Annotated in this window: 13 protein-coding genes; 9 read left to right on the forward strand and 4 right to left on the reverse strand. The window is 70.2% G+C overall.

Annotated elements, in window-relative coordinates; genetic code table 11:
* Positions 1-16: 16 nt before the first annotated feature.
* Positions 17-970, forward strand: coding sequence for a carbamate kinase (gene arcC, locus ACXNSR_RS33685; RefSeq protein ID WP_458639122.1), 954 nt, complete (start codon positions 17-19; stop codon positions 968-970).
* Complete coding sequence (locus ACXNSR_RS33690) at positions 967-2,499, forward strand: YfcC family protein (RefSeq protein ID WP_458639123.1); 1,533 nt, start codon at positions 967-969, stop codon at positions 2,497-2,499. Before arcC ends, ACXNSR_RS33690 begins: the two co-directional genes overlap by 4 nt.
* 686 nt (positions 2,500-3,185) lie before the next feature.
* Here the strand turns inward: ACXNSR_RS33690 and ACXNSR_RS33695 are convergent.
* From ACXNSR_RS33695 to ACXNSR_RS33705, 3 genes are all read right to left on the reverse strand, one after another.
* Positions 3,186-4,118, reverse strand: coding sequence for a universal stress protein (locus ACXNSR_RS33695; RefSeq protein ID WP_458639124.1), 933 nt, complete (start codon positions 4,116-4,118; stop codon positions 3,186-3,188).
* Between the two features lie 86 nt (positions 4,119-4,204).
* Positions 4,205-5,002, reverse strand: coding sequence for a sigma 54 modulation/S30EA ribosomal C-terminal domain-containing protein (locus tag ACXNSR_RS33700; protein ID WP_458639125.1), 798 nt, complete (start codon positions 5,000-5,002; stop codon positions 4,205-4,207).
* A 305-nt stretch (positions 5,003-5,307) separates the two neighbouring features.
* On the reverse strand, positions 5,308-5,994 hold the full coding sequence (locus tag ACXNSR_RS33705; RefSeq protein WP_458639126.1) for a CBS domain-containing protein: 687 nt from the start codon (positions 5,992-5,994) through the stop codon (positions 5,308-5,310).
* 345 nt (positions 5,995-6,339) lie between these two features.
* Here ACXNSR_RS33705 and gap point away from each other — a divergent pair, with 345 nt between their 5' ends.
* From gap to pflA, 7 genes are all read left to right on the forward strand, one after another.
* Positions 6,340-7,368 carry a type I glyceraldehyde-3-phosphate dehydrogenase gene (gene gap / locus ACXNSR_RS33710; RefSeq protein WP_376075429.1) on the forward strand — a complete coding sequence of 343 codons (1,029 nt, stop codon included), beginning with the start codon at positions 6,340-6,342 and terminating at the stop codon, positions 7,366-7,368.
* A gap of 232 nt (positions 7,369-7,600) precedes the next feature.
* Complete coding sequence (gene adhE, locus ACXNSR_RS33715) at positions 7,601-10,258, forward strand: bifunctional acetaldehyde-CoA/alcohol dehydrogenase (protein ID WP_458639127.1); 2,658 nt, start codon at positions 7,601-7,603, stop codon at positions 10,256-10,258.
* A 187-nt stretch (positions 10,259-10,445) separates the two neighbouring features.
* The gene (locus tag ACXNSR_RS33720; RefSeq protein WP_458639128.1) at positions 10,446-11,156 is read left to right on the forward strand and encodes a response regulator; all 711 of its coding nucleotides are present in this window, start codon (positions 10,446-10,448) and stop codon (positions 11,154-11,156) included.
* 343 nt (positions 11,157-11,499) lie between these two features.
* Positions 11,500-12,372, forward strand: coding sequence for a universal stress protein (locus ACXNSR_RS33725; protein WP_458639129.1), 873 nt, complete (start codon positions 11,500-11,502; stop codon positions 12,370-12,372).
* An 82-nt stretch (positions 12,373-12,454) separates the two neighbouring features.
* A complete protein-coding gene (gene ppdK / locus ACXNSR_RS33730; protein ID WP_458639130.1) occupies positions 12,455-15,157 on the forward strand; it encodes a pyruvate, phosphate dikinase in 2,703 nt (900 codons plus the stop codon).
* A gap of 277 nt (positions 15,158-15,434) precedes the next feature.
* The gene (gene pflB / locus ACXNSR_RS33735; RefSeq protein WP_458639131.1) at positions 15,435-17,702 is read left to right on the forward strand and encodes a formate C-acetyltransferase; all 2,268 of its coding nucleotides are present in this window, start codon (positions 15,435-15,437) and stop codon (positions 17,700-17,702) included.
* A complete protein-coding gene (gene pflA / locus ACXNSR_RS33740) occupies positions 17,699-18,427 on the forward strand; it encodes a pyruvate formate-lyase-activating protein (RefSeq protein ID WP_458639132.1) in 729 nt (242 codons plus the stop codon). The genes pflB and pflA overlap by 4 nt, the downstream gene beginning before the upstream one ends.
* A gap of 935 nt (positions 18,428-19,362) precedes the next feature.
* Here the strand turns inward: pflA and ACXNSR_RS33745 are convergent.
* Positions 19,363-19,614 carry a hypothetical protein gene (locus ACXNSR_RS33745; RefSeq protein WP_458639133.1) on the reverse strand — a complete coding sequence of 84 codons (252 nt, stop codon included), beginning with the start codon at positions 19,612-19,614 and terminating at the stop codon, positions 19,363-19,365.
* Positions 19,615-19,625 lie beyond the last annotated feature (11 nt).

A 19,625-nucleotide genomic window follows, 5' to 3' on the forward strand; every position in this document is an offset into this window, starting at 1 on the left:
CTCCGGAGAACACGTCATGCGTGTAGTCGTCGCATTGGGCGGCAACGCCCTGCTCCGCCGCGAGGAGCGGCCGGACGCCGCCGTGCAGCTCGCCAACATCCGCGCTGCCGTGTCCGCGCTCGCCCCCCTCGCGCACGAGCACGAACTCGTCATCACCCACGGCAACGGACCTCAGGTCGGCGTGCTCGCTCTCCAGAGCGCCGCCGACCGCTCCCTGAGCAGCCCCTACCCCTTCGACGTCCTCGGCGCGGAGACCCAGGGCATGATCGGCTACTGGCTGCTCCAGTCCCTGCAGAACGCCCTGCCCGAACGGCAGGTCTGCGCCCTGCTCAACCAGACCCTCGTCTCCGCTGCCGACCCCGCCTTCACCGACCCGGCCAAATTCGTGGGCCCGGTCTACGACCGGACCGAAGCGGAGCGACTGGCCGCCGAACGCGGCTGGACGGTCAAGCAGGACGGCGCCCACTGGCGACGCGTCGTACCGTCCCCCCGTCCACAACGCGTCGTGGAAACCCGGCTCATCCGGCTGCTGCTCAACTCGGGAGCGGTGGCCGTGTGCGCCGGAGGCGGTGGCGTACCGGTCATCCGTGACGAACAGGGGCAGCTGACCGGCGTCGAAGCGGTGGTGGACAAGGACCTCACCGCCGCCCTCCTGGCCGAGGCGCTCGACGCCGACGCGCTCCTGCTCCTCACGGACGTTCCCCACGTCTCGCTCGGCTACGGCACCCCCGGCGCCGAGCCCGTCGGACGGACCACACCCGCGGCCCTGAGAGCCCACCAGTTCCCCGCCGGATCCATGGGACCCAAGGTCGACGCCGTGTGCCGGTTCGTCGAGCTCACCGGCGGAATGGCAGCCATCGGCGCTCTCGAAGACGCCCGAGCCATCCTCAACGGAGCCGCCGGCACCGTCGTCACACCCAGCGGCAGCTACCGCGAAGCCCACCACGACGGAACACAGGACCTGACATGACTCTGCAGAGCGCACCCGCATCCCCACAGCCGGCCAGAGCCAGAGCGGACTCCGGCGCGCCCGATGCCCCACGGCGACGGCTTCGGTTCCCGTCCGCCTTCACCGTCCTGTTCGTCGTCACCGTCGCAGTCTGGGCCCTGACGTTCGTCATCCCCGCCGGCCGCTACGACACCAAGGACGGCAGCCCCGTACCGGGCACCTACCACTCCGTAGAACTGACCACAGGATTCTGGGAGCGGCTCAAAGACCTGTTCCTCGCCCCGGTCAACGGTCTGTACGGCGTCACCGATGCAGGGACCGGCCTCACCGCACCTGGCGGCACCGGCTCCTTCGCGGGTGCGGCCGGCGTGTTCCTCTTCATCCTGGCCGTGGGCGCGTTCATCACCGTCACGATGCGCACCGGGGCGCTCACGACGGGAGTGGCGCGCCTCGCGCAGCGTCTGCACCACCGCAGGACCCTGCTGCTCGTGGTCCTGCTGACGGTGTTCTCCCTCGGCGGGACCACGTACGGGATGGCCGAGGAAACCCTCGGCTTCTACGGGCTCATGATCCCCCTGATGCTGAGCCTGGGCTACGACCGCATGGTCGCCGCGACGGTCGTCATGGTGGGAGCCGGGGTCGGCACCCTCGCCTCGACCGTCAACCCCTTTGCCACCGGAGTGGCTTCCGACAGCGCCGGCATCGGCACGGGAGACGGCATCGTCCTGCGACTGGTGATGTGGGCCTGCCTGACGGCCCTGGCAGCCGCTTATGTCGTGCGCTACGCCCGCCGCGTCACCGAGGACCCCTCCCGGTCGCTGACACCCCTCACCGAGGACGACCTCCGCATCAAGGCCGAGGGTGGCGAAGCGGCGAAGCTCACGAGTCGCCAGCGCACGGTCCTGTGCCTCTTCGCGACCACGTTCCTCTTCATGATCTTCGCCGTCGTCCCCTGGTCCGATCTGCACGTCACCTTCCTGCCCACCCTCGGCTGGTACTTCCCCGAACTCGCCGCCCTGTTCATCGTCGCGGCGGTCGCCGTGGGGCTGGTCGGCGGCCTGGGCGAGAAGGGAACGGTGACCGCCGTCACCGCCGGCGCAGGGGACTTCATCGGAGCGGCGTTGATCGTCATGCTGGCCCGGGGAGTCACGGTGATCATGAACAACGCCAGTGTCACCGACACCATCCTCGACGTCCTGCAGAGCGCGGTGGCCGACACATCCTCCGGCGTGTTCGCCGTACTGATGTTCGCGGTGAACCTCCCGCTGGCCTTCTTCGTCCCCTCCTCGTCCGGCCACGCGGCCCTCGCAATGCCCATCCTCGCCCCCCTGGCCGACTTCGCCGGAGTGAGCCGGGCCCTGGTGGTGACCGCGTACCAGTCGGCTTCCGGATGGGTGAACCTCGTTACGCCCACCTCGGCCGTCGTCATGGGAGGCCTCGCCCTTGCCAAGGTCCGCTACGACCGGTACCTGCGCTTCATGGCCCCACTGATGGGTGCCCTGCTGGTGGCCGTCGCCGGATTCCTCACACTCGGTGCGGCAGTGCGCTGAATCGCTGCGGAGCAGGCAAGTGGCCGGCTGGTCGGGACACCGACCAGCCGGCCACCGTTGTGTGCCCAGCACGAGGCGGACCTGTGGGCTCCGCCGGACGGCGCCAACTGGGCCTGGGGTGCTCCTCTGAGCCGCGACCGTGAGCTCCGGCGGGGCATGGTGTCCGTGGCCGCTCAAGGAGGTGGGGCCTCATGCCCCGACTACCGGCCATCGGAGCGACTGCACGGGCGCGATTCCCGTCCTCGCTGTGGACCGGCAGTGCGACAGCGCCGACGGGCCACTGGTGGGGCGCCCGCCCCACCGGATGGCCGTCTCGCTGCGGCTGCTGATGCGGATATGCTCGCGGCGTCGGGCGGCCACCCATCGGGGCTGGCAGGCCTGAGAGTTGCGTCGGCGGCAGGCGGGCGGGCAAGGCCTGCACGGACGCTTTGGTCGAGGTGGTGGGGACGCGCGGGGACTATCGCAACGGTCCTTCCCGGCCTGCCTGCGGACCCGGACCGACCGCCCCATCGCACCCCCGCCGCGGCGGCTTCCGTCTTTTCCACCCGGCACCGACCACTGCGGTCGCAACACACCAGGAGCCCTCGTCGCGCAGCTGCGCGACGAGGGCTCCTGGTGTCAAGGGCGACGGCGTCCGTCGGGGACGGCAGCCGGGGTGTACCCGTCCTCGGTGAGGCTCGCGACGATCAGAGATGAGGGACGACCGCCACGGGCGTCGTGGCGTGGTGCAGCACTGCGTGGGTGACCGGGCCGATGTGTGCTCCGACCGCCGCCCGGCGTATGCGCCGTCCGACGACCAGCAGCGAGGCTTCCTTCGACGCTTCCACGAGGTGGCCCGCGGGCCGTCCCACCAGGCACTGCTCCTTGACCTCGACCTGGGGGAACTTGCCGCGCCACGACCGCAGTACGTCGGTGAGCGCACTTGCCTCGCGCAGTCCCAGCGCGACGCCGTGGCCGGGGTCGGCCGCCGCAGGGTCGTACCCCTCGACCACCGGTACGCTCCAGCCGTGCACGACCCGCAGGGTGGCCGCTCGGACAGCGGCGGCTTCGAATGCGTACGCGAGCAGCTCGTCGCACGGCCTGGAGAGGTCGAGGCCGAGCACCACGTCAAGGCACTGCCCCTTGCGGTCCCCGTGGTCGCCCGTCCCGGGGAGCGGTTCACACTCGGCCCGTTCCCCGGCCCGTACGGCGACGACCGGCCGCTCGGCGTGCGCGATGACGGGCAGGGACACCGATCCGGTCAGGAACCCGGCCAGGCCACCCAGCCCTCGTGAACCCACGACCAGGACTTCCGCCTTCTCTGCGGCGGACAGCAACACCTCCGCGGGGCGGCCGTGCACCTGCTCGACGGTGATCTCCAGGCCGGGGTACGCCGCCCGCAGCCGGTCGGACGCGTCGTGGGTGACCTGCTCGGCGTAGTGCTGTGCGGCGGTCGCCCCCTCACAGGGCGTGGTGTCCAGGCCGGTGAACGGGGCGTGGGCGAAGGCCCGTGACCAGTCCTGCCAGACGTGCAGGAGGTGCAGGGGCAGACGGCGCATCTGTGCCTCGTGGGCGGCCCAGTCCGCAGCGGCCAGCGACTCGGCCGAGCCGTCCACAGCGGCGATGACGGTACGTGACATGATTCCTCCGGGTGAGGGGTCTTCGGGTGGTTTGCGGCACTGGTCCGGGGACCGGCGGCCGGGCGCGCGGCGTCGCCCGGAACGTGTTACCGGGACGGAGTGATCAGCCCGTAGTGGCCGTCGTAGCGGTGGTAGAGGACGCAGCCCCGGCCGGTGGCCGTGTCGTTGAAGAAGACGAAGGGCAGCCCGGTGAGGTGCAACCGTGAAACGGCCTCGGTCACACTGCTCGTCGGCACGGGAACCGTGCTCACGCCGAGCAGACCGTCGACCTCCCGTTCCTGACCCAGAGGTCCCAGCGAAGCCATGCGATGCCGCCCGGTACGGACGTCGCGGTAGACGACGCTGTCGCGCCCGGAGGCCAGGTCCGTGAAGAGCCAGAAGTCGTGGTCCATGGCCTCCAGGTCGATCACGGCGTCCTCAGGCGTCTGGTGGACCAGGCTGAAGGACTTGTGCCGCACGATCCGGCGCTCTTCGGCGGGAACGTCATGCCGGTGCGGACGGTGGTCGTGCCCTGCGCCGTCCCGCGATGTCCGGCTGGGCGTGCCGTTGCGGTGGGGGCCGCCCGCCGCATACCGCCGTGGCCGGGTGAGCCGGGCAGCCAGGCGCTCCTGCAGGAGGTCGACCGCTTCGAACATGCTGTTCGCGGCCACGTGGGCGCGAACCATCCGGCCGTTGACGTCCACCACGGCCTGAGCCGTGGCCGGGCGGTTTGCCGAAGTGTTGACGGCTTGCGTGAGCTTCACCCGCACGGTCAGTACGGGTCCGCGCACGTGGCCGATCACCGCGAGCATCTTTCCCTGGGCGTACACGTCCGCGCCATCGGGCACCTGCCCTCGGTTGCGGACCTGGACGTCGGCTGTCCGGCTGGTCTTGAGACCGCTCATGAGAACTCCTCCTCGATCCCTTCCAGCCTGTCTGCCGGCGGCCGCTCCCGGGCAGAGCCGTCCGGACCCCGCCACGGTGCCACTGGTACCGACACCACCCGAGAAACCGGGACTTCCGGTCGGCCGGGCAAGGCCGTTCGGCCTGCAGACCCAGAGACGGGTGAGTCGACGAGCCCCGGGCTGATATCGCGTGACGTGCCGGACGGACAGCACAGCTCGGGTCCGCGGCTCCGGGTCGCCGCGACCGGCCGCGGTGACCGTCGCCGCTCGGCCGACGGAAGAGCCCGTGGTGTCCCGCCCTGTTGTCAGTGATCGCTTTCGCGGCCGGTTGTCAGCCGGTTCACCACACCCACCACACCGTCCACGCGCCACGTGACCCTGATCAACGCTGTTGTATCGAGGGCAGGTTCGGATGATCCCACCATGGTGACCATCCCGTCGCGAACGTCGATGCGGAGCCCGTCGATGTGATGGGCGGCCGACGCCCGGCCGGAGACGGCATCGGCGACGTCCGCGAGGATCTCCTCGTCCGTCCTCAGGAAGGCGCGCAGCAGATCACGTCGCGTGGTGATGCCGATCAGACGGTCCTCCTCGTCCACCACCGGCAACCGGTCGACGTGGCGACGTTCCATGATGCGCGCGGCGTCGGCGACGCGCTGTTCGGGATGCACGGTTACAGCCGGGCTGGTCATCAGCTCGCCTGCCGCCAGGGCGGGTCCCGCGACGGAGTGGGCGTCGGCCGGTCGCCGTGGTGTGTGCGCCATCCGATGCCGCCCGAAGCCGTGCCGGCCGAGACAGCCCTGTTGCCTGGCAAGGTCTTTCCGAGAGACGACGCCCATGACCTTGTCGTCGTCATCCACCACCGGCAGCCCGCCGATCCGATGGGCGATGAGCATGCGAGCCAGTTCTTCGAAGGAGGTGTCCGGGCGGGCCTGGACCACCTCGCTGGTCATGACTTGGCCCACCGTCCGTTCTTCGGCCACGGTGCTCATCTCCACTCGTCTCGCAGGTTTCCGGATACCGCCGATGGCGCCCCGGTCTCTGACTGCCCGCCGACCGCTGTGCTCAGCGCGCCGGGGGCCGGGAAGCCCCGGGTTCGTCTGCTCCTCGTGCTTGCCGTTGCTTCCAGAGTGGGGCGGAGGACGGCCGGGGGGACAGAACCGGTCAGGACCCGCACGCCGGGCCGTTCGGCCCGTGACAGGCCGGGCCGGGCAGGGCCCGCCGGGGAGAGGGCCCAACGGCCCTGGCGTGCACCCCGTTCGACCCCTGCCCGCGGCGCGACATGCCCCCCAGGCTGGCACCACTCGCATCGGCACCCAACGGAAGGGGCGGCGGAGATGACCGTACGCATCGGAATCAACGGCTTCGGACGCATCGGCCGGAACTACCTGCGCTGCGTCATGGAACGCGCGGAGACGAGCAACGGCACCCCCATCGAGGTGGTGGCCGTCAACGACCTCACCTCCCCGGCTGCGCTGGCCCATCTGCTCACCTACGACTCCACCTACGGCCGACTCCACCGCACCGTTGATCACGACGGCGAATCCATTACGGTGGACGGTCACCGCATCGCGGTCACGTCCCGGCGCGACCCCGCCGACCTCGGGTGGGACGCGCTCGGCGTGGACGTCGTCATCGAGGCCACCGGCCGCTTCCGCACCAAGGAGGAAGCGGGCCGGCATCTGACGGCAGGAGCACGCAAGGTGCTGCTGTCCGTCCCCGGCAAGGGCGTCGACGCCACCATCGTCATGGGCGTCAACGAGTCCGCGTACGACCCGCGCGTCGACCACGTGATCTCCAACGCGTCCTGCACCACCAACTGCGTGGCCCCCATGATGAAAGTCCTCAGCGAGCGCTTCGGCATCGTCAAGGGACTGATGACCACCATCCACGGCTACACCAACGACCAGGTCGTGCTCGACGGCCCGCACAAGGACCTGCGCCGCGGCCGCACGGCCGCAGTGAACATCATTCCGACCAGCACCGGCGCCGCCCGCGCCGTCGGCCTGGTGCTCCCCGAACTCGCCGGCACCCTGGACGGCATCGCCGTGCGCGTGCCGGTCGAGGACGGCTCGCTGACCGACCTCAGCCTGGTGCTGGCACGGCAGGTGTCCGCACAGGACGTCAACGACGCTTTCCGGGAAGCCGCCGAGGGACCGCTGAAGGGCGTCCTGAGGGTGAGCGATGCCCCTATCGTCTCGCGCGACATCGTCGGCGACCCCGCCTCGTGCATCGTGGACGCCCCGCTGACGCAGGCCAACGGCGACCTGGTCAAGGTCTTCGGCTGGTACGACAACGAGTGGGGCTACACCAACCGTCTCGTCGACCTGACCCAGTACGTCGCCACGCTGCTCGACGCCCGGTGAGTCGGCGGCAGCCCGGGCAGCGGACGCCGTAGAGGCACGGAAGGCCCGGTGGTGGCGCAAGCCTCTGCGCTGCCACAGGTGCCGGAGACCATCGGGCCCCGTCCAGGGACCTTCGGGACCTCCGCCGAGGACCCGTCCCGGGCAAGGCTGTAGGTGACAGGACGGAACGGGTGGCCACCCCGGTGGCCGGCCACGTGTGGCCACAGCGCCACCCACACCCAGGGAGCTTTCCATGACACAGGCGACCAGCGACCCCCGCACCACCACCGACGGCACCCCGTCGGACACGCTCATCGCCGTGAACCTCCTGGTCGACAACGCCTCCAAGGCGCTCGCCGACTTCGAGTCCTTCACGCAGGAGCAGGTCGACCACATCGTCGCCAAGGCCTCGGTGGCCGCCCTGGATCAGCACACCGCCCTGGCCCGCTCGGCGGTGGAGGAGACCGGGCGAGGTGTCTTCGAGGACAAGGCGGCGAAGAACATGTTCGCCTGCGAGCACGTCACCCACAGCATGTCCCGGGCGAGGACGGTCGGCGTCATCGGCCGTGACGACATCGAGGGCATCATCGAGATCGCCGAACCCGTAGGTGTGCTCTGCGCGGTCACGCCCGTCACCAACCCGACCTCCACCACCATCTTCAAGGCGTTGCTGGCGCTGAAGACACGCAACCCCGTCGTATTCGCCTTCCACCCCTCCGCGCAGGCATGCAGCACCGAAGCCGCACGCATCGTGCGGGACGCCGCCGTCGCCGCCGGAGCGCCCGAGCACTGCGTGCAGTGGATCGAGGCTCCCTCCATCGAGGCCACGAGCCTCCTCATGCGACACCCAGGCGTCGCGCTGATCCTGGCGACCGGCGGCAACGCCATGGTCAAGGCCGCCTACTCGGCCGGCAAGCCCGCCGTCGGCGTCGGCGCCGGCAACGTGCCCGCCTACGTGCACCACAGCGCGGACCTGCGCCGGGCGGTCAACGACCTCGTCCTGTCCAAGTCCTTCGACAACGGCATGATCTGCGCGTCCGAGCAGGCGGTCATCCTGGACACCGACGTGTACGACGAGGCGCTCGCCGAATTCCGGCGCCTGCACGCGTACGTCGCCACGGCGGAGGAGAAGCGGAAGCTGGAGACCTACCTCTTTCCGCCCGACGCGGCCGGCCGACAGGGCCGCGTCAACCCGGCAGCCGTCGGACAGAGCCCCGACCGGATCGCCGAGCAGGCCGGGTTCACCGTACCTGCGGACACCTCGCTCATCCTGGCCGAGGCGAGCCACGTCGGGCCCGACGAGCCGCTGACGCGGGAGAAGCTCTGCCCCGTCCTCACCGTGCTGCGGGCAGCGTCCACCGAGGAGGGCTTCGATCTCGCGGCCGACATGGTCGACTTCCACGGGCAAGGACACAGCGCGGTGATCCACACCGGGGACCCGGCCCTCGCCGAGCGCTACGGCCGTCGTATGAAGACCGTACGGATCATCGTCAACTCGCCGTCCTCGCAGGGAGCGATCGGCGGCATCTACAACCGTTTGGTTCCGTCCCTGACCCTGGGCTGCGGTTCCTGGGGCAGTACTTCGGTCTCGGACAACGTCTCGGCCGCCCAGCTGCTCAACATCAAGCGCGTCACCACCCGGCAGAACAACATGCAGTGGTTCAAGGTGCCGCCGAAGATCTACTTCGAGCCCCAGGCCATCCGCTACCTCGCGGCGATGCCCGACGTCCACCGCGTTACCGTGGTCACCGACGCGACCATGACCAGGCTCGGTTACGTGGAGCGTGTCAGCCGTGTCCTGCAACAGCGGCAGCAACCCGTGACCATCCAGGTCATCGACGACGTCGAGCCGGAGCCGAGCATCGACTCCGTACAGCGTGGCGCCGCCCTCATGCGCGACTTCCGGCCGGACACCATCATCGCCCTGGGCGGCGGATCCCCCATGGACGCGGCGAAGGTGATGTGGCTGCTGTACGAACAGCCGGACGTCGACTTCGCCGACATGCGGCAGAAGTTCTCCGACATCCGTAAGCGCGCCTTCCGCTTCCCCGTGCTCGGCAAGCAGGCCCGTCTCGTCTGCGTTCCCACCACCTCGGGAACCGGCGCCGAGGTCACCCCCTTCGCCGTGATCTCCGACCCTACGACCGGCAAGAAGTACCCGCTGGCCGACTACGCCCTGACCCCCAGCGTCGCGATCATCGATCCCGTCCTGACCAACGACCTGCCGGCGTCGCTCGCGGCCGACAGCGGCTTCGACGCCCTCACCCATGCCACCGAGGCGTACGTCTCCGTCTATGCCAACGACTTCACCGACGGTCTGGCGCTGCACGCCATCAGGCTGGTCTTCGACCACCTCGAGGCGGCGGTCACCGGCGAGTCGGCACGGCGGAGCGTGGCACGGGAGAGGATGCACAACGCGGGCACCATCGCCGGCATGGCCTTCGGCAACGCCTTCCTCGGCATCGTCCACGCCATGTCCCACACCCTGGGCGCCACCTTCCACATCGCCCACGGGCGGACCAACGCGATCCTCCTGCCGCACGTGATCCGCTACAACGGCACCGTTCCCGGCAAGCTGACGGGATGGCCCAAGTACGAGAGCTACCGCGCGCCCGAGCGGTTCCAGGACATCGCCCGCGCCCTCGGGCTCCCCGCATCCACCCCCGCCGAGGGCGTGGCCTCGTACGCCGCCGCGGTGGAACGCCTGCGGGACGCCGTGGGCATCGAACCGTCCTTCCGCGCCCTGGGACTTGACGAGGCCGCCTTCATCGGCGCGCTGCCGCAGCAGGCACTGAACGCCTATGAGGACCAATGCGCCCCGGCCAACCCGCGCATGCCGATGCTGGACGACATGGAGGACATCATGCGCGCGGCCTACTATGCCGGGCCGCGGCCCCTTCCCTCCTTCTGACCGCGCGTAGGGCGGCGGCCCCTCTGCGGGCGGGCCGCCGAGACCGTGTGGACCCGGGGTCCAGGGCAGCCATCTGGGGCGCGGCCGCGTATGAGGGCCATCCGGCCCTGGCCTAAGGTCCCGCTCGCACGGCACGATGCAGTGGATCCGCCGGCGGGCGGAAGACTCGGCGAACTCGGAGTGTGCGATGACGGACAGCAGCGGCGGCCTCACCGGGAAGGAACCGGTCAGGGTCTTCCTCCTCGACGATCACGAGGTCGTGCGCCGCGGTGTGCACGATCTGCTGGACGCCGAGCCGGACCTGACCGTGGTTGGGGAGGCGGGCACGGTCGAGCAGGCGCTCGTCCGTGTGCCCGCGCTGCGCCCGCAGGTCGCCGTCCTGGATGTGCGCCTGCCGGACGGGGACGGCGTGAGTGTCTGCCGGGAGCTGCGCTCCCGCATGCCCGACCTCGCCTGCCTGATGCTGACGTCGTTCGACGACGAGGAGGCGCTGCTCGACGCGATCATGGCCGGCGCTTCCGGATACGTGCTCAAGCAGATCACCGGAACCGACCTGGTGAACGCCGTGCGGACGGTCGCCTCCGGCCAGTCCATGCTGGACCCCGGCGCTACGGCGCGGGTGATGGCCCGGCTGCGCGGCGGACCTCCGCAGGAGGAGCTTCCACAGGGTCTGCCCGGCCTGACGGAGCGCGAGCGTGAGATCCTCGCTCTTGTCGGGGAAGGGCTGACCAATCGTGAGATCGGTCAGCGGCTCTACCTGGCGGAGAAGACGGTCAAGAACAACATCTCCCGGCTGCTCGCCAAACTGGGCGTCGAACGGCGAGTGCAGGCCGCCGTCATCGCCACGCAGGCTCTGGCCGCCCCGGGAGACCAGAGCGGGCGGCTCGGCAAGGTGTGACGGCTGTGCCGGGATCTGAGCGCAGGTTCACGCGCCCGCGAAACGGCTGAGCGGCCCGGCCCGGCGTCCTTCTCGGACGTCGGGCCGGGCCGCTTCCGCATGTCTGCCGGAGAGGCCGCCGGGGCCGTCCCCGAAGCGGGGCGGGCCGTCAGGCGTGCGGTACGACAGCAACGGGGCAGCGGGCGTGGTGCCAGAACTGCATGGGCGACCGACCGCCGGCGGTGTGCGGTCGTGTGGGGCCTACAGGACCCGCAGCAGGGACCTGTGGCCCCTCGGCGGGTGGGTCGTGGGCAGGCCACTGTGGAGATGCAAGGCCCTTCCCCGTTCTCCCGAGGAGCCGTTCATGTCCCGCACCGTCACCGTCGGCTTCGACGGATCCCGTGAGAGCCTCGCCGCCGTGGACTGGGCTGCCGGGGAGGCAGTGCGCCGCGCGGCGCCGCTCCGGATTCTCCAGATCTGGAGCAAGGACGACGATCCGCGTACCCGCCTGGTGGCGCCGGCGACCGCTCAGGGGTGGGGTGAGCGGGCGCTCGGTACGGCGGGGAGGCGACTGCGCCGGCGCCACCCGGGTCTGCGGACCGAGACGCAGTGGGTCTGCGGTGACCCGGTGGAGGAGCTGTGTGCCGCCGCGGACGAGGCGGAGCTGCTGGTGCTCGGCTCCCGTGGCCTGGGCGGGCCGGCCGGCTTCCTCGCCGGATCCGTTTCGCTGGCCGTGCTCGCCCGCACCCGGCGCCCGGTCGTTCTGGTCCGCCCGCACAACCGCCCGGCTGCCGGGAAGGACGGACCGGCCGGAGAGGTCGTGGTCGGCCTGGACGTGTCCGCACCCGGCGACGAGGTGCTCGCCTTCGGCTTCGCGGCGGCCGACCGGTACGGCTGCGGTCTGCGGGTACTGCACACCTGGGCCGTTCCGTCGCTCTACGGAGCCGACATGGGCGCCGCCCTGCAACTGATGTGGGCGGAAGTCGCGCAGGACGCGCGCCGGGCGCTCGACGAGGCGCTGGCCCCGTGGACGGAGAAGTACCCCGGTGTTTCCGTCGTCCGTGAATGCCGCCAGGGCCGGCCGGCGCAGGACCTCGCGGAAGCCTCGCGAGGGGCCCGGCTGGTCGTGGTGGGTCGCCGGAACCGGCGTGCGCGGATCGGCACGCACATCGGGGCCGTCACCCACGCCGTCATCCACCACTCCCTGGCTCCCGTCACGGTCGTGCCGCACGACTGACCGACCGAACCGGCCGCTACCGTGCGGCATGCCGCCCCGCTTCCCGGGACCCGACATCCACCGAAGAGACAGGCGAGCAGCCATGACCACCTATGTGTACGACTTCTCCGAGGGCGGCCGGGACATGGCCGGTCTCCTGGGAGGCAAGGGAGCGAACCTCGCGGAGATGGCGCGCATGGGCCTGCCCGTGCCGCCCGGCTTCACCGTCACCACCGAAGCCTGCCGGATCTTCCTCGCCACGGGGCAGGCTCCGGACGGCCTCGACCGGCAGATCGGCGAGCATCTCGCGGCGCTGGAACGAGCCGCCGGGAAGCGGCTCGGCCAGGTGGACGACCCGCTCCTGCTCTCCGTCCGCTCGGGGGCGAGGTTCTCGATGCCGGGCATGATGGAGACCATCCTCGACATCGGGCTGAACGATCTCTCGGTCCTGGGCCTGGCCAAGACCCCCGAGCGCGAACGCTTCGCCTGGGACTCCTACCGGCGCCTCGTGCAGATGTTCGGCAGTACGGTCATGGGCGTCGACGGCTCCCACTTCGAGGCGGCGCTCGCCGCCGTCAAGCAGCAACACAGCCGGGGCGACGACACGCAGTTGGACACCTGCGACCTCATCCGGATCGTCGAGACCTTCAAGGACCTGATCCAAGAGTGGACCGGGGAGGAATTCCCGCAGGATCCGGCCGAGCAACTCCGGCGGGCGGTACTCGCCGTCTTCACCTCTTGGAACGGCGACCGCGCACGCCTGTACCGCCGGCGCGAGCACATTCCGGACGATCTGGGCACCGCGGTCAACATCCAGACCATGGTCTTCGGCAATCTCGGTGCGGACTCAGGCAGCGGCGTCGCCTTCACCCGGGATCCGGCGACTGGCCGACCGGGCGTCTACGGCGACTACCTGCCCAACGCCCAAGGGGAAGACGTCGTCGCCGGCATCCGCAACACCGTGCCCCTCCAGGACCTGGCCGGTCTCGACCCTGCGTCGTTCGCGCGACTGCGCGGCTACATGGACCGGCTGGAGGCCCACTACCGCGATCTGTGCGACATCGAGTTCACCATCGAGCGCGGCACACTGTGGATGCTCCAGACCCGCGTCGGCAAGCGCACGGCCCAGGCCGCCTTCGCCATCGCCTCCCAGCTAGCCGACGAAGGACTGATCAGCGAGCGGGAGGCGCTGGGCCGGGTCGGCGGCGAGGCGCTCGCACGGCTGATGTTCCCCCGCTTCGCCACCACGGACTCGAGCGAGGTCATCGCGCGGGGCGTGCCCGCCTCACCGGGAGCGGCCGTGGGCGCCGTCGTATTCGACTCCGCGGAAGCGGTCCGCAGGGCGGCCGCCGGCGAGAAGGTCGTTCTCGTACGTCAGGAGACGACGCCCGACGACCTGCCGGGCATGGTCGCCGCCCAGGCGGTGCTCACCAGCCGGGGCGGGAAGACCAGCCACGCCGCGGTCGTCGCGCGCGGCATGGGCAAGGTGTGCGTGTGCGGGGCGGAGGGCATCGTCGTGGACACCCGGGAGCGGCGCTTCAGCGCCGGTGGCGTGACGGTCCCCGAAGGCACGGTCATCTCCGTCGACGGGTCGGAAGGCGTGGTGCGCCTCGGCTCCGTACCCCTGGTCGACTCCGACGTCATGCGGTACTTCGAGGAGGGCGGCGTGCTGCCGGCCGACGGTACGGCCCGGCAGCCGGTGCGTGATGTGCACCGGCTCATGCGGCAGGCGGACGCCGTGCGGGGCCTGGAGGTCCGGGCGAACGCGGACACCCCCGAGGACGCGGCCCGCGCCCGTCGCTTCGGTGCCCAGGGGATCGGCCTGTGCCGTACCGAGCACATGTTCCTCGGCGACCGGCGCCCCCTCGTCGAGGCGATGATCCTCGCGCACGGCGACACCGAACGAGAGGCGGCACTCACGGCGCTGCTGCCGCTCCAGAGGCAGGACTTCATCGGCATCCTCGAAGCGATGGACGGCCTGCCGGTCACCGTCCGGCTGCTCGACCCGCCACTTCACGAGTTCCTGCCAGACCGCACGGAACTCGCCGTCCGTCTCGCACGCGGCGAAGCGCTCGGCACACCGGCCGATCCGCACGACAGCGAACTCCTGGCGGCCGTCACGCGCATGCACGAGGAGAACCCGATGCTCGGCCTGCGTGGTGTGCGCCTGGGGCTGGTGGTGCCGGGGCTGGTGGCCATGCAGGTACGGGCCCTCGCCGAGGCCGTCGTCGCGCGCAGGCGTGCGGGCGGCGACCCTCGGGCGGAGATCATGGTCCCGCTGGTGGACGCGGTCGAGGAGCTCCACCTCGTACGGGAGGAAGTGGACCGGGTCCTGGCGGAGGTTTCGCTGGAGACCGGCGTCGACGTCACCTGCCCGGTCGGAACCATGATCGAACTGCCCAGGGCGGCTCTCACCGCCGGCCGGATCGCGAAGGAGGCGGCGTTCTTCTCCTTCGGCACGAACGACCTGACACAGACCACCTGGGGATTCTCCCGCGACGACGTCGAAGCCGCGTTCTTCTCCGCGTACCTCGACAAGGGCGTTTTCCCCGTCTCCCCGTTCGAGACGATCGATCGTGAAGGCGTCGGCCGGCTGGTGCGGATCGCGGTCGAGGAGGGCCGGGCAGCTCGCCCGGACCTGAAGATCGGCGTGTGCGGGGAGCATGGAGGGGACCCCGCTTCGGTCCACTTCTTCCACGGGGCCGGGCTGGACTACGTCTCCTGCTCGCCCTTCCGTGTCCCGGTCGCCCGCCTTGAGGCCGGCCGGGCAGCCCTGGAAGCGAACGGCACCGACGCGAGCGCATAGCCCCCGCACCGTGCTGCCCGGGGGCGCGGAGAGCCGCGTCGTCATGGACCCGTACCCGCCGCGGCTGCCGGGTTGGGCTCGTGACGCTCTGCGGGAGGGCCCATGGTCCCTCGCCTCGACGGGACCACAGGCCCTCTCCGCCCCGCTCACCGGGGCCGGTCAGCGGGATCCGCCTTGCCTCTTCGGCCCTGGCCGGCGACACAGCCGACGGGAACCATCAGCAGTGAGAAAGGGCGATCGCCCACCTCGCCTCCGTCCCGGCCCAGGAGATGACGACATGACCCTGACCGTCCAGCACCCTGACGATGCCAGTCGCACCATCACCCCGTGGCGCGGCTTCACCGGCGATGAGTGGCAGCGGCACATCGACGTCCGTTCTTTCATCCAGGCCAACTACACGCCCTACGAGGGCGATGCCGCATTCCTTGCCGGTCCCACGGAGCGCACCCGCACCGTGTGGAAGACCGTCACCGCACTCTTCCCGGAGGAGCGCCGCAAGGGTGTGCTCGACGTGGACACCGCCATGCCGTCCACCATCACCTCCCACGCGCCCGGCTACATCGACCGCGACCGGGAACTGATCGTCGGATTGCAGACCGATGCTCCGCTGAAGCGGGCGATCATGCCCAACGGCGGGCTGCGGATGGTGGACAACGCGCTGCGCGCGTACGGCTTCGAACCGGATCCGTTCGTCACCAAGGTCTTCGGCACGTACCGCAAGACCCACAACGACGGTGTCTTCGACGCCTACACCCCCGAAATGCTGGGTGCCCGCAGGGCCGGCATCATCACCGGCCTGCCAGACGCCTACGGGCGAGGCCGCATCATCGGCGACTACCGCCGCGTCGCGCTGTACGGAACCGCCCGGCTGATCGAGGCCAAGCGAGCCGAGCGGACCCGGCTGGACGAGACACCGTCCACGGCCGACGTGATCCGCGACCGCGAGGAACTGGCCGAGCAGATCAGGGCACTGGGCGAGCTGGAACGGATGGCCACCTCTTACGGCTGCGACGTGTCCCGTGCCGCAGCCACCGCGCACGAGGCCATCCAATGGCTCTACCTCGGCTTCCTCGCCGCCGTGAAGGAGCAGAACGGCGCGGCGATGTCCCTGGGCCGCACCTCCACCTTCCTGGACGTCTACCTCCAGCGTGACCTCGACGAAGGAAAAATCGACGAGAGCCGCGCCCAGGAACTCATCGACGACTTCGTGATCAAGCTGCGGATCGTGCGGTTCCTGCGTACGCCGGAGTACGACGCGCTGTTCTCCGGCGACCCCACCTGGGTCACCGAGTCCATCGGCGGCATCGGAGAGGACGGCCGCCCCCTGGTCACCCGCACGTCCTTCCGCCTTCTCCAGACCCTGTACAACCTCGGCCCCGCCCCCGAGCCCAACCTGACCGTGCTGTGGTCCCCCCGACTGCCGGCGGGCTTCAAGCAGTTCTGCGCCCAGACATCCATCGACACCAGCTCCATCCAGTACGAGTCCGACGACCTCCTTCGCCCCCGCACCGGCGACGACACCGCGATCGCCTGCTGCGTCTCCGCGATGGCGGTGGGCAAGCAGATGCAATTCTTCGGTGCCCGTGTGAATCTGGCCAAGGCGCTGCTGTACGCCATCAACGGCGGCCGCGATGAGATGAACGGCGAGCAGGTCGCCCCGGCGACGGCCCCGCTGACCGGCGAGCATCTCGACTACGCCGATGTGGCCGACGCGTACGACCGCACGCTGGAGTGGCTCGCCGCGACCTACGTCAACGCGCTCAACGTGATCCACTACATGCACGACAAGTACGCCTACGAGCGCATCGAGATGGCCCTGCACGACCACCCGGTGCATCGGACGATGGCCTGTGGCATCGCTGGGCTGTCCGTGGCGGCCGACAGCCTCTCGGCCATCAAGCACGCCCGTGTCAGGGTCATTCGGGATGCCACCGGGCTCGCCGTCGACTACCACGTCGCGGGCGACTACCCGACCTACGGCAACGACGACGACCGCGCCGACCGCATCGCGGTCGACCTGGTCCGCTCCTTCATGGCCAAGGTGCGCCGCCACCCGGCCTACCGGGGGGCCGAGCACACACAGTCGGTGCTCACCATCACCTCCAATGTCGTCTACGGCAAGCACACCGGCAACACCCCCGACGGCCGCCGTGCGGGTACACCCTTCGCCCCGGGCGCAAACCCGATGAACGGACGTGACCGACACGGGATGGCGGCATCGGCGCTGTCGGTCGCGAAGATCCCGTATGACCAGGCCCGCGACGGCATCTCCCTGACGTCCACCATCACACCGGAGGGCCTGGGGCACGATCCGGCCGAACGTGCGGAACACCTCGTCGGAATCCTCGACGCCTACACCGCCGCAGGCGGTTTCCACATGAACGTCAACGTCCTCGACCGAGCCACCCTCGAGGACGCCATGGAACACCCGGACAACTACCCCGACCTGACCATCCGCGTCTCCGGCTATGCCGTCAACTTCGTCCGCCTCACGCGCGAACAGCAACTCGACGTCATCAACCGCACCTTCCACGGTGCGCGATGACCACGGGCCGCATCCACTCCTGGGACCTGTCCACCGGCGTGGACGGGCCCGGCACCCGGTTCGTTCTCTTCCTCAGTGGCTGTCAGCTGCGCTGCCTGTACTGCGCCAACCCCGACACCTGGCACATGCGCGACGGGCAGCCGGTCACCGTGGACGAAGTGGTGGGGCGCATTGAGCGGTACCGGCAGTTCACCAACCTGGCCGGTGGAGGCGTGACGCTGACCGGAGGTGAGCCTCTGCTCCAGTCCGCCTTCACCGCCGAGGTGTTCCGACGCTGCAAGGAGCTCGGCCTGCACACCGCACTGGACACCTCCGGCGCCCTCGGCACTCGCGCCGACGACGCACTCCTGGCCGATACCGACCTGGTCCTGCTCGACATCAAGTCCTTCGACGCCGGCGTCTACCGGCGCCTGACCGGCGGCCACCTTGCACCCACCCTCAACTTCGCCACCCGGCTGAACCGTCTCGGCGTCCCGACCTGGATCCGCTACGTCCTGGTCCCCGGCTGGACCGACGATCCGGCTGCCATCGATGGTCTGGGCCGCTTCCTCGCGGAACTGGACAACGTCGACCGCGTCGACGTCCTGCCTTTCCACCAACTCGGTACCCACAAGTACGACTCGCTCGGCATCCCCTTCCCGCTCCGCGACAATCCGGTTCCGGACGCCGCACTGGTCGAGCGCGTTCGCGACCAGTTCCGGGCGCACGGCTTGCGGGCACACTGAACCAGCCGGATGCGCGCCACATGAGACGCCTCTTCCGGCCCGTGACCATCAACTTCTCCTTGCAGCCGCCTCCACGCTACGAGGAAGGTCATGCGCACCGAACGCCGAGTGTGGGGCGCAGCCCGGATACACCGATGGCCGGCAACCCCGTTCGGGTGCAGACCCTGTGCCGAGCTGAGACGACAGGCGCCGTTCTAACTGCTGGACCCGTGCGGTAAGGCGCTTGTTGGCCTCCAGCGCGTTCGCGAGGTTGGTTTGGACGTCCGGCACACCGCCGCCATCCGCCCATCTCCCGTGGGTGCGCTGGCAGCGACGTGGACGCGTTCGAGCAGGTTGGGATGGCGGTAGAGGAATGTCCGGTCGACTTGAGCCGTGCGGGGCGAGGCCGGAGATGGTGATGTCCCCGCCGGACTTCACCGCGGCGTCGATGGCCTTCAGGACGCGTTCGCGGCGGCGGGCAGAGTCGGCCCGCTTCCCGTCGATCACGGGGTTGGCCATCCGGTAGGCCTTTCAGGGCGGAGACCTTCGGGCGGTCTGATCCTGGGCAGGTCGCGGGAGACGACGCGGCGGGTGCGGCGGCAGCCGACGACGGGGCCGGTCTGCTCGACCGGCACGTCCCCCTCGACCCAGACCAAGCCGCGCGGCGGCTCGGCGTCCGCTCGGTCGATTGGGCCAGGTCGTCAAGCTCGGTTTCGTCTCGCCGGAGGGCTCGGTGGAGGTAGGCCTCACCGGGACCGATCGCGGACTGGACCGCGTACCTGTCCGTCGTCCGCGAGGCGGTCGTGCCCCTGGCCGCGCTCCGAGAAGGCACGGCCAGCCCGGTCTCCGGCGTGCTGCCGAGTTGGTCGGGCGTCGGGTTTGGCTGGGTCGTCTTGGAGCATGGGCAGCAAGACGTCCTGGAGATCGGCCGGCGGGAGCAACGCGGCCTTCGTCGTCTACTTCAGCAGGCCGCTCAGGCCGGAGGCATTGATCGGGGCCGGTGACAGCCCGGAAACGAGGCCGGTGACCTGCCGCTTCGCGTCGCGGACCGTCGGGGCGAGGAAGCCCAGCGTCAGGAGATTGTCGAGCCTGAGTGGACCGGCCAGGGAGTCGATGCCCTGGGGCGCAGCGGCGGGAGCGGCTTGAGCGGTGGGCGCGGAGTGGCGAACCTCGAATTCATCGGTCTTGCGGCAACGGTCGAATTCCATATGGAGACGAG

This window comes from Streptomyces sp. NC-S4 (assembly GCF_054353315.1).

Bases quoted from the DNA above. Each gene is read 5' to 3' on its own strand.
- arcC (WP_458639122.1), top strand. From the start codon at position 17: ATGCGTGTAGTCGTCGCATTGGGCGGCAACGCCCTGCTCCGCCGCGAG.
- ACXNSR_RS33690 (WP_458639123.1), top strand. From the start codon at position 967: ATGACTCTGCAGAGCGCACCCGCATCCCCACAGCCGGCCAGAGCCAGA.
- ACXNSR_RS33695 (WP_458639124.1), bottom strand. From the start codon at position 4,118: ATGTCACGTACCGTCATCGCCGCTGTGGACGGCTCGGCCGAGTCGCTG.
- ACXNSR_RS33700 (WP_458639125.1), bottom strand. From the start codon at position 5,002: ATGAGCGGTCTCAAGACCAGCCGGACAGCCGACGTCCAGGTCCGCAAC.
- ACXNSR_RS33705 (WP_458639126.1), bottom strand. From the start codon at position 5,994: ATGAGCACCGTGGCCGAAGAACGGACGGTGGGCCAAGTCATGACCAGC.
- gap (WP_376075429.1), top strand. From the start codon at position 6,340: ATGACCGTACGCATCGGAATCAACGGCTTCGGACGCATCGGCCGGAAC.
- adhE (WP_458639127.1), top strand. From the start codon at position 7,601: ATGACACAGGCGACCAGCGACCCCCGCACCACCACCGACGGCACCCCG.
- ACXNSR_RS33720 (WP_458639128.1), top strand. From the start codon at position 10,446: ATGACGGACAGCAGCGGCGGCCTCACCGGGAAGGAACCGGTCAGGGTC.
- ACXNSR_RS33725 (WP_458639129.1), top strand. From the start codon at position 11,500: ATGTCCCGCACCGTCACCGTCGGCTTCGACGGATCCCGTGAGAGCCTC.
- ppdK (WP_458639130.1), top strand. From the start codon at position 12,455: ATGACCACCTATGTGTACGACTTCTCCGAGGGCGGCCGGGACATGGCC.
- pflB (WP_458639131.1), top strand. From the start codon at position 15,435: ATGACCCTGACCGTCCAGCACCCTGACGATGCCAGTCGCACCATCACC.
- pflA (WP_458639132.1), top strand. From the start codon at position 17,699: ATGACCACGGGCCGCATCCACTCCTGGGACCTGTCCACCGGCGTGGAC.
- ACXNSR_RS33745 (WP_458639133.1), bottom strand. From the start codon at position 19,614: ATGGAATTCGACCGTTGCCGCAAGACCGATGAATTCGAGGTTCGCCAC.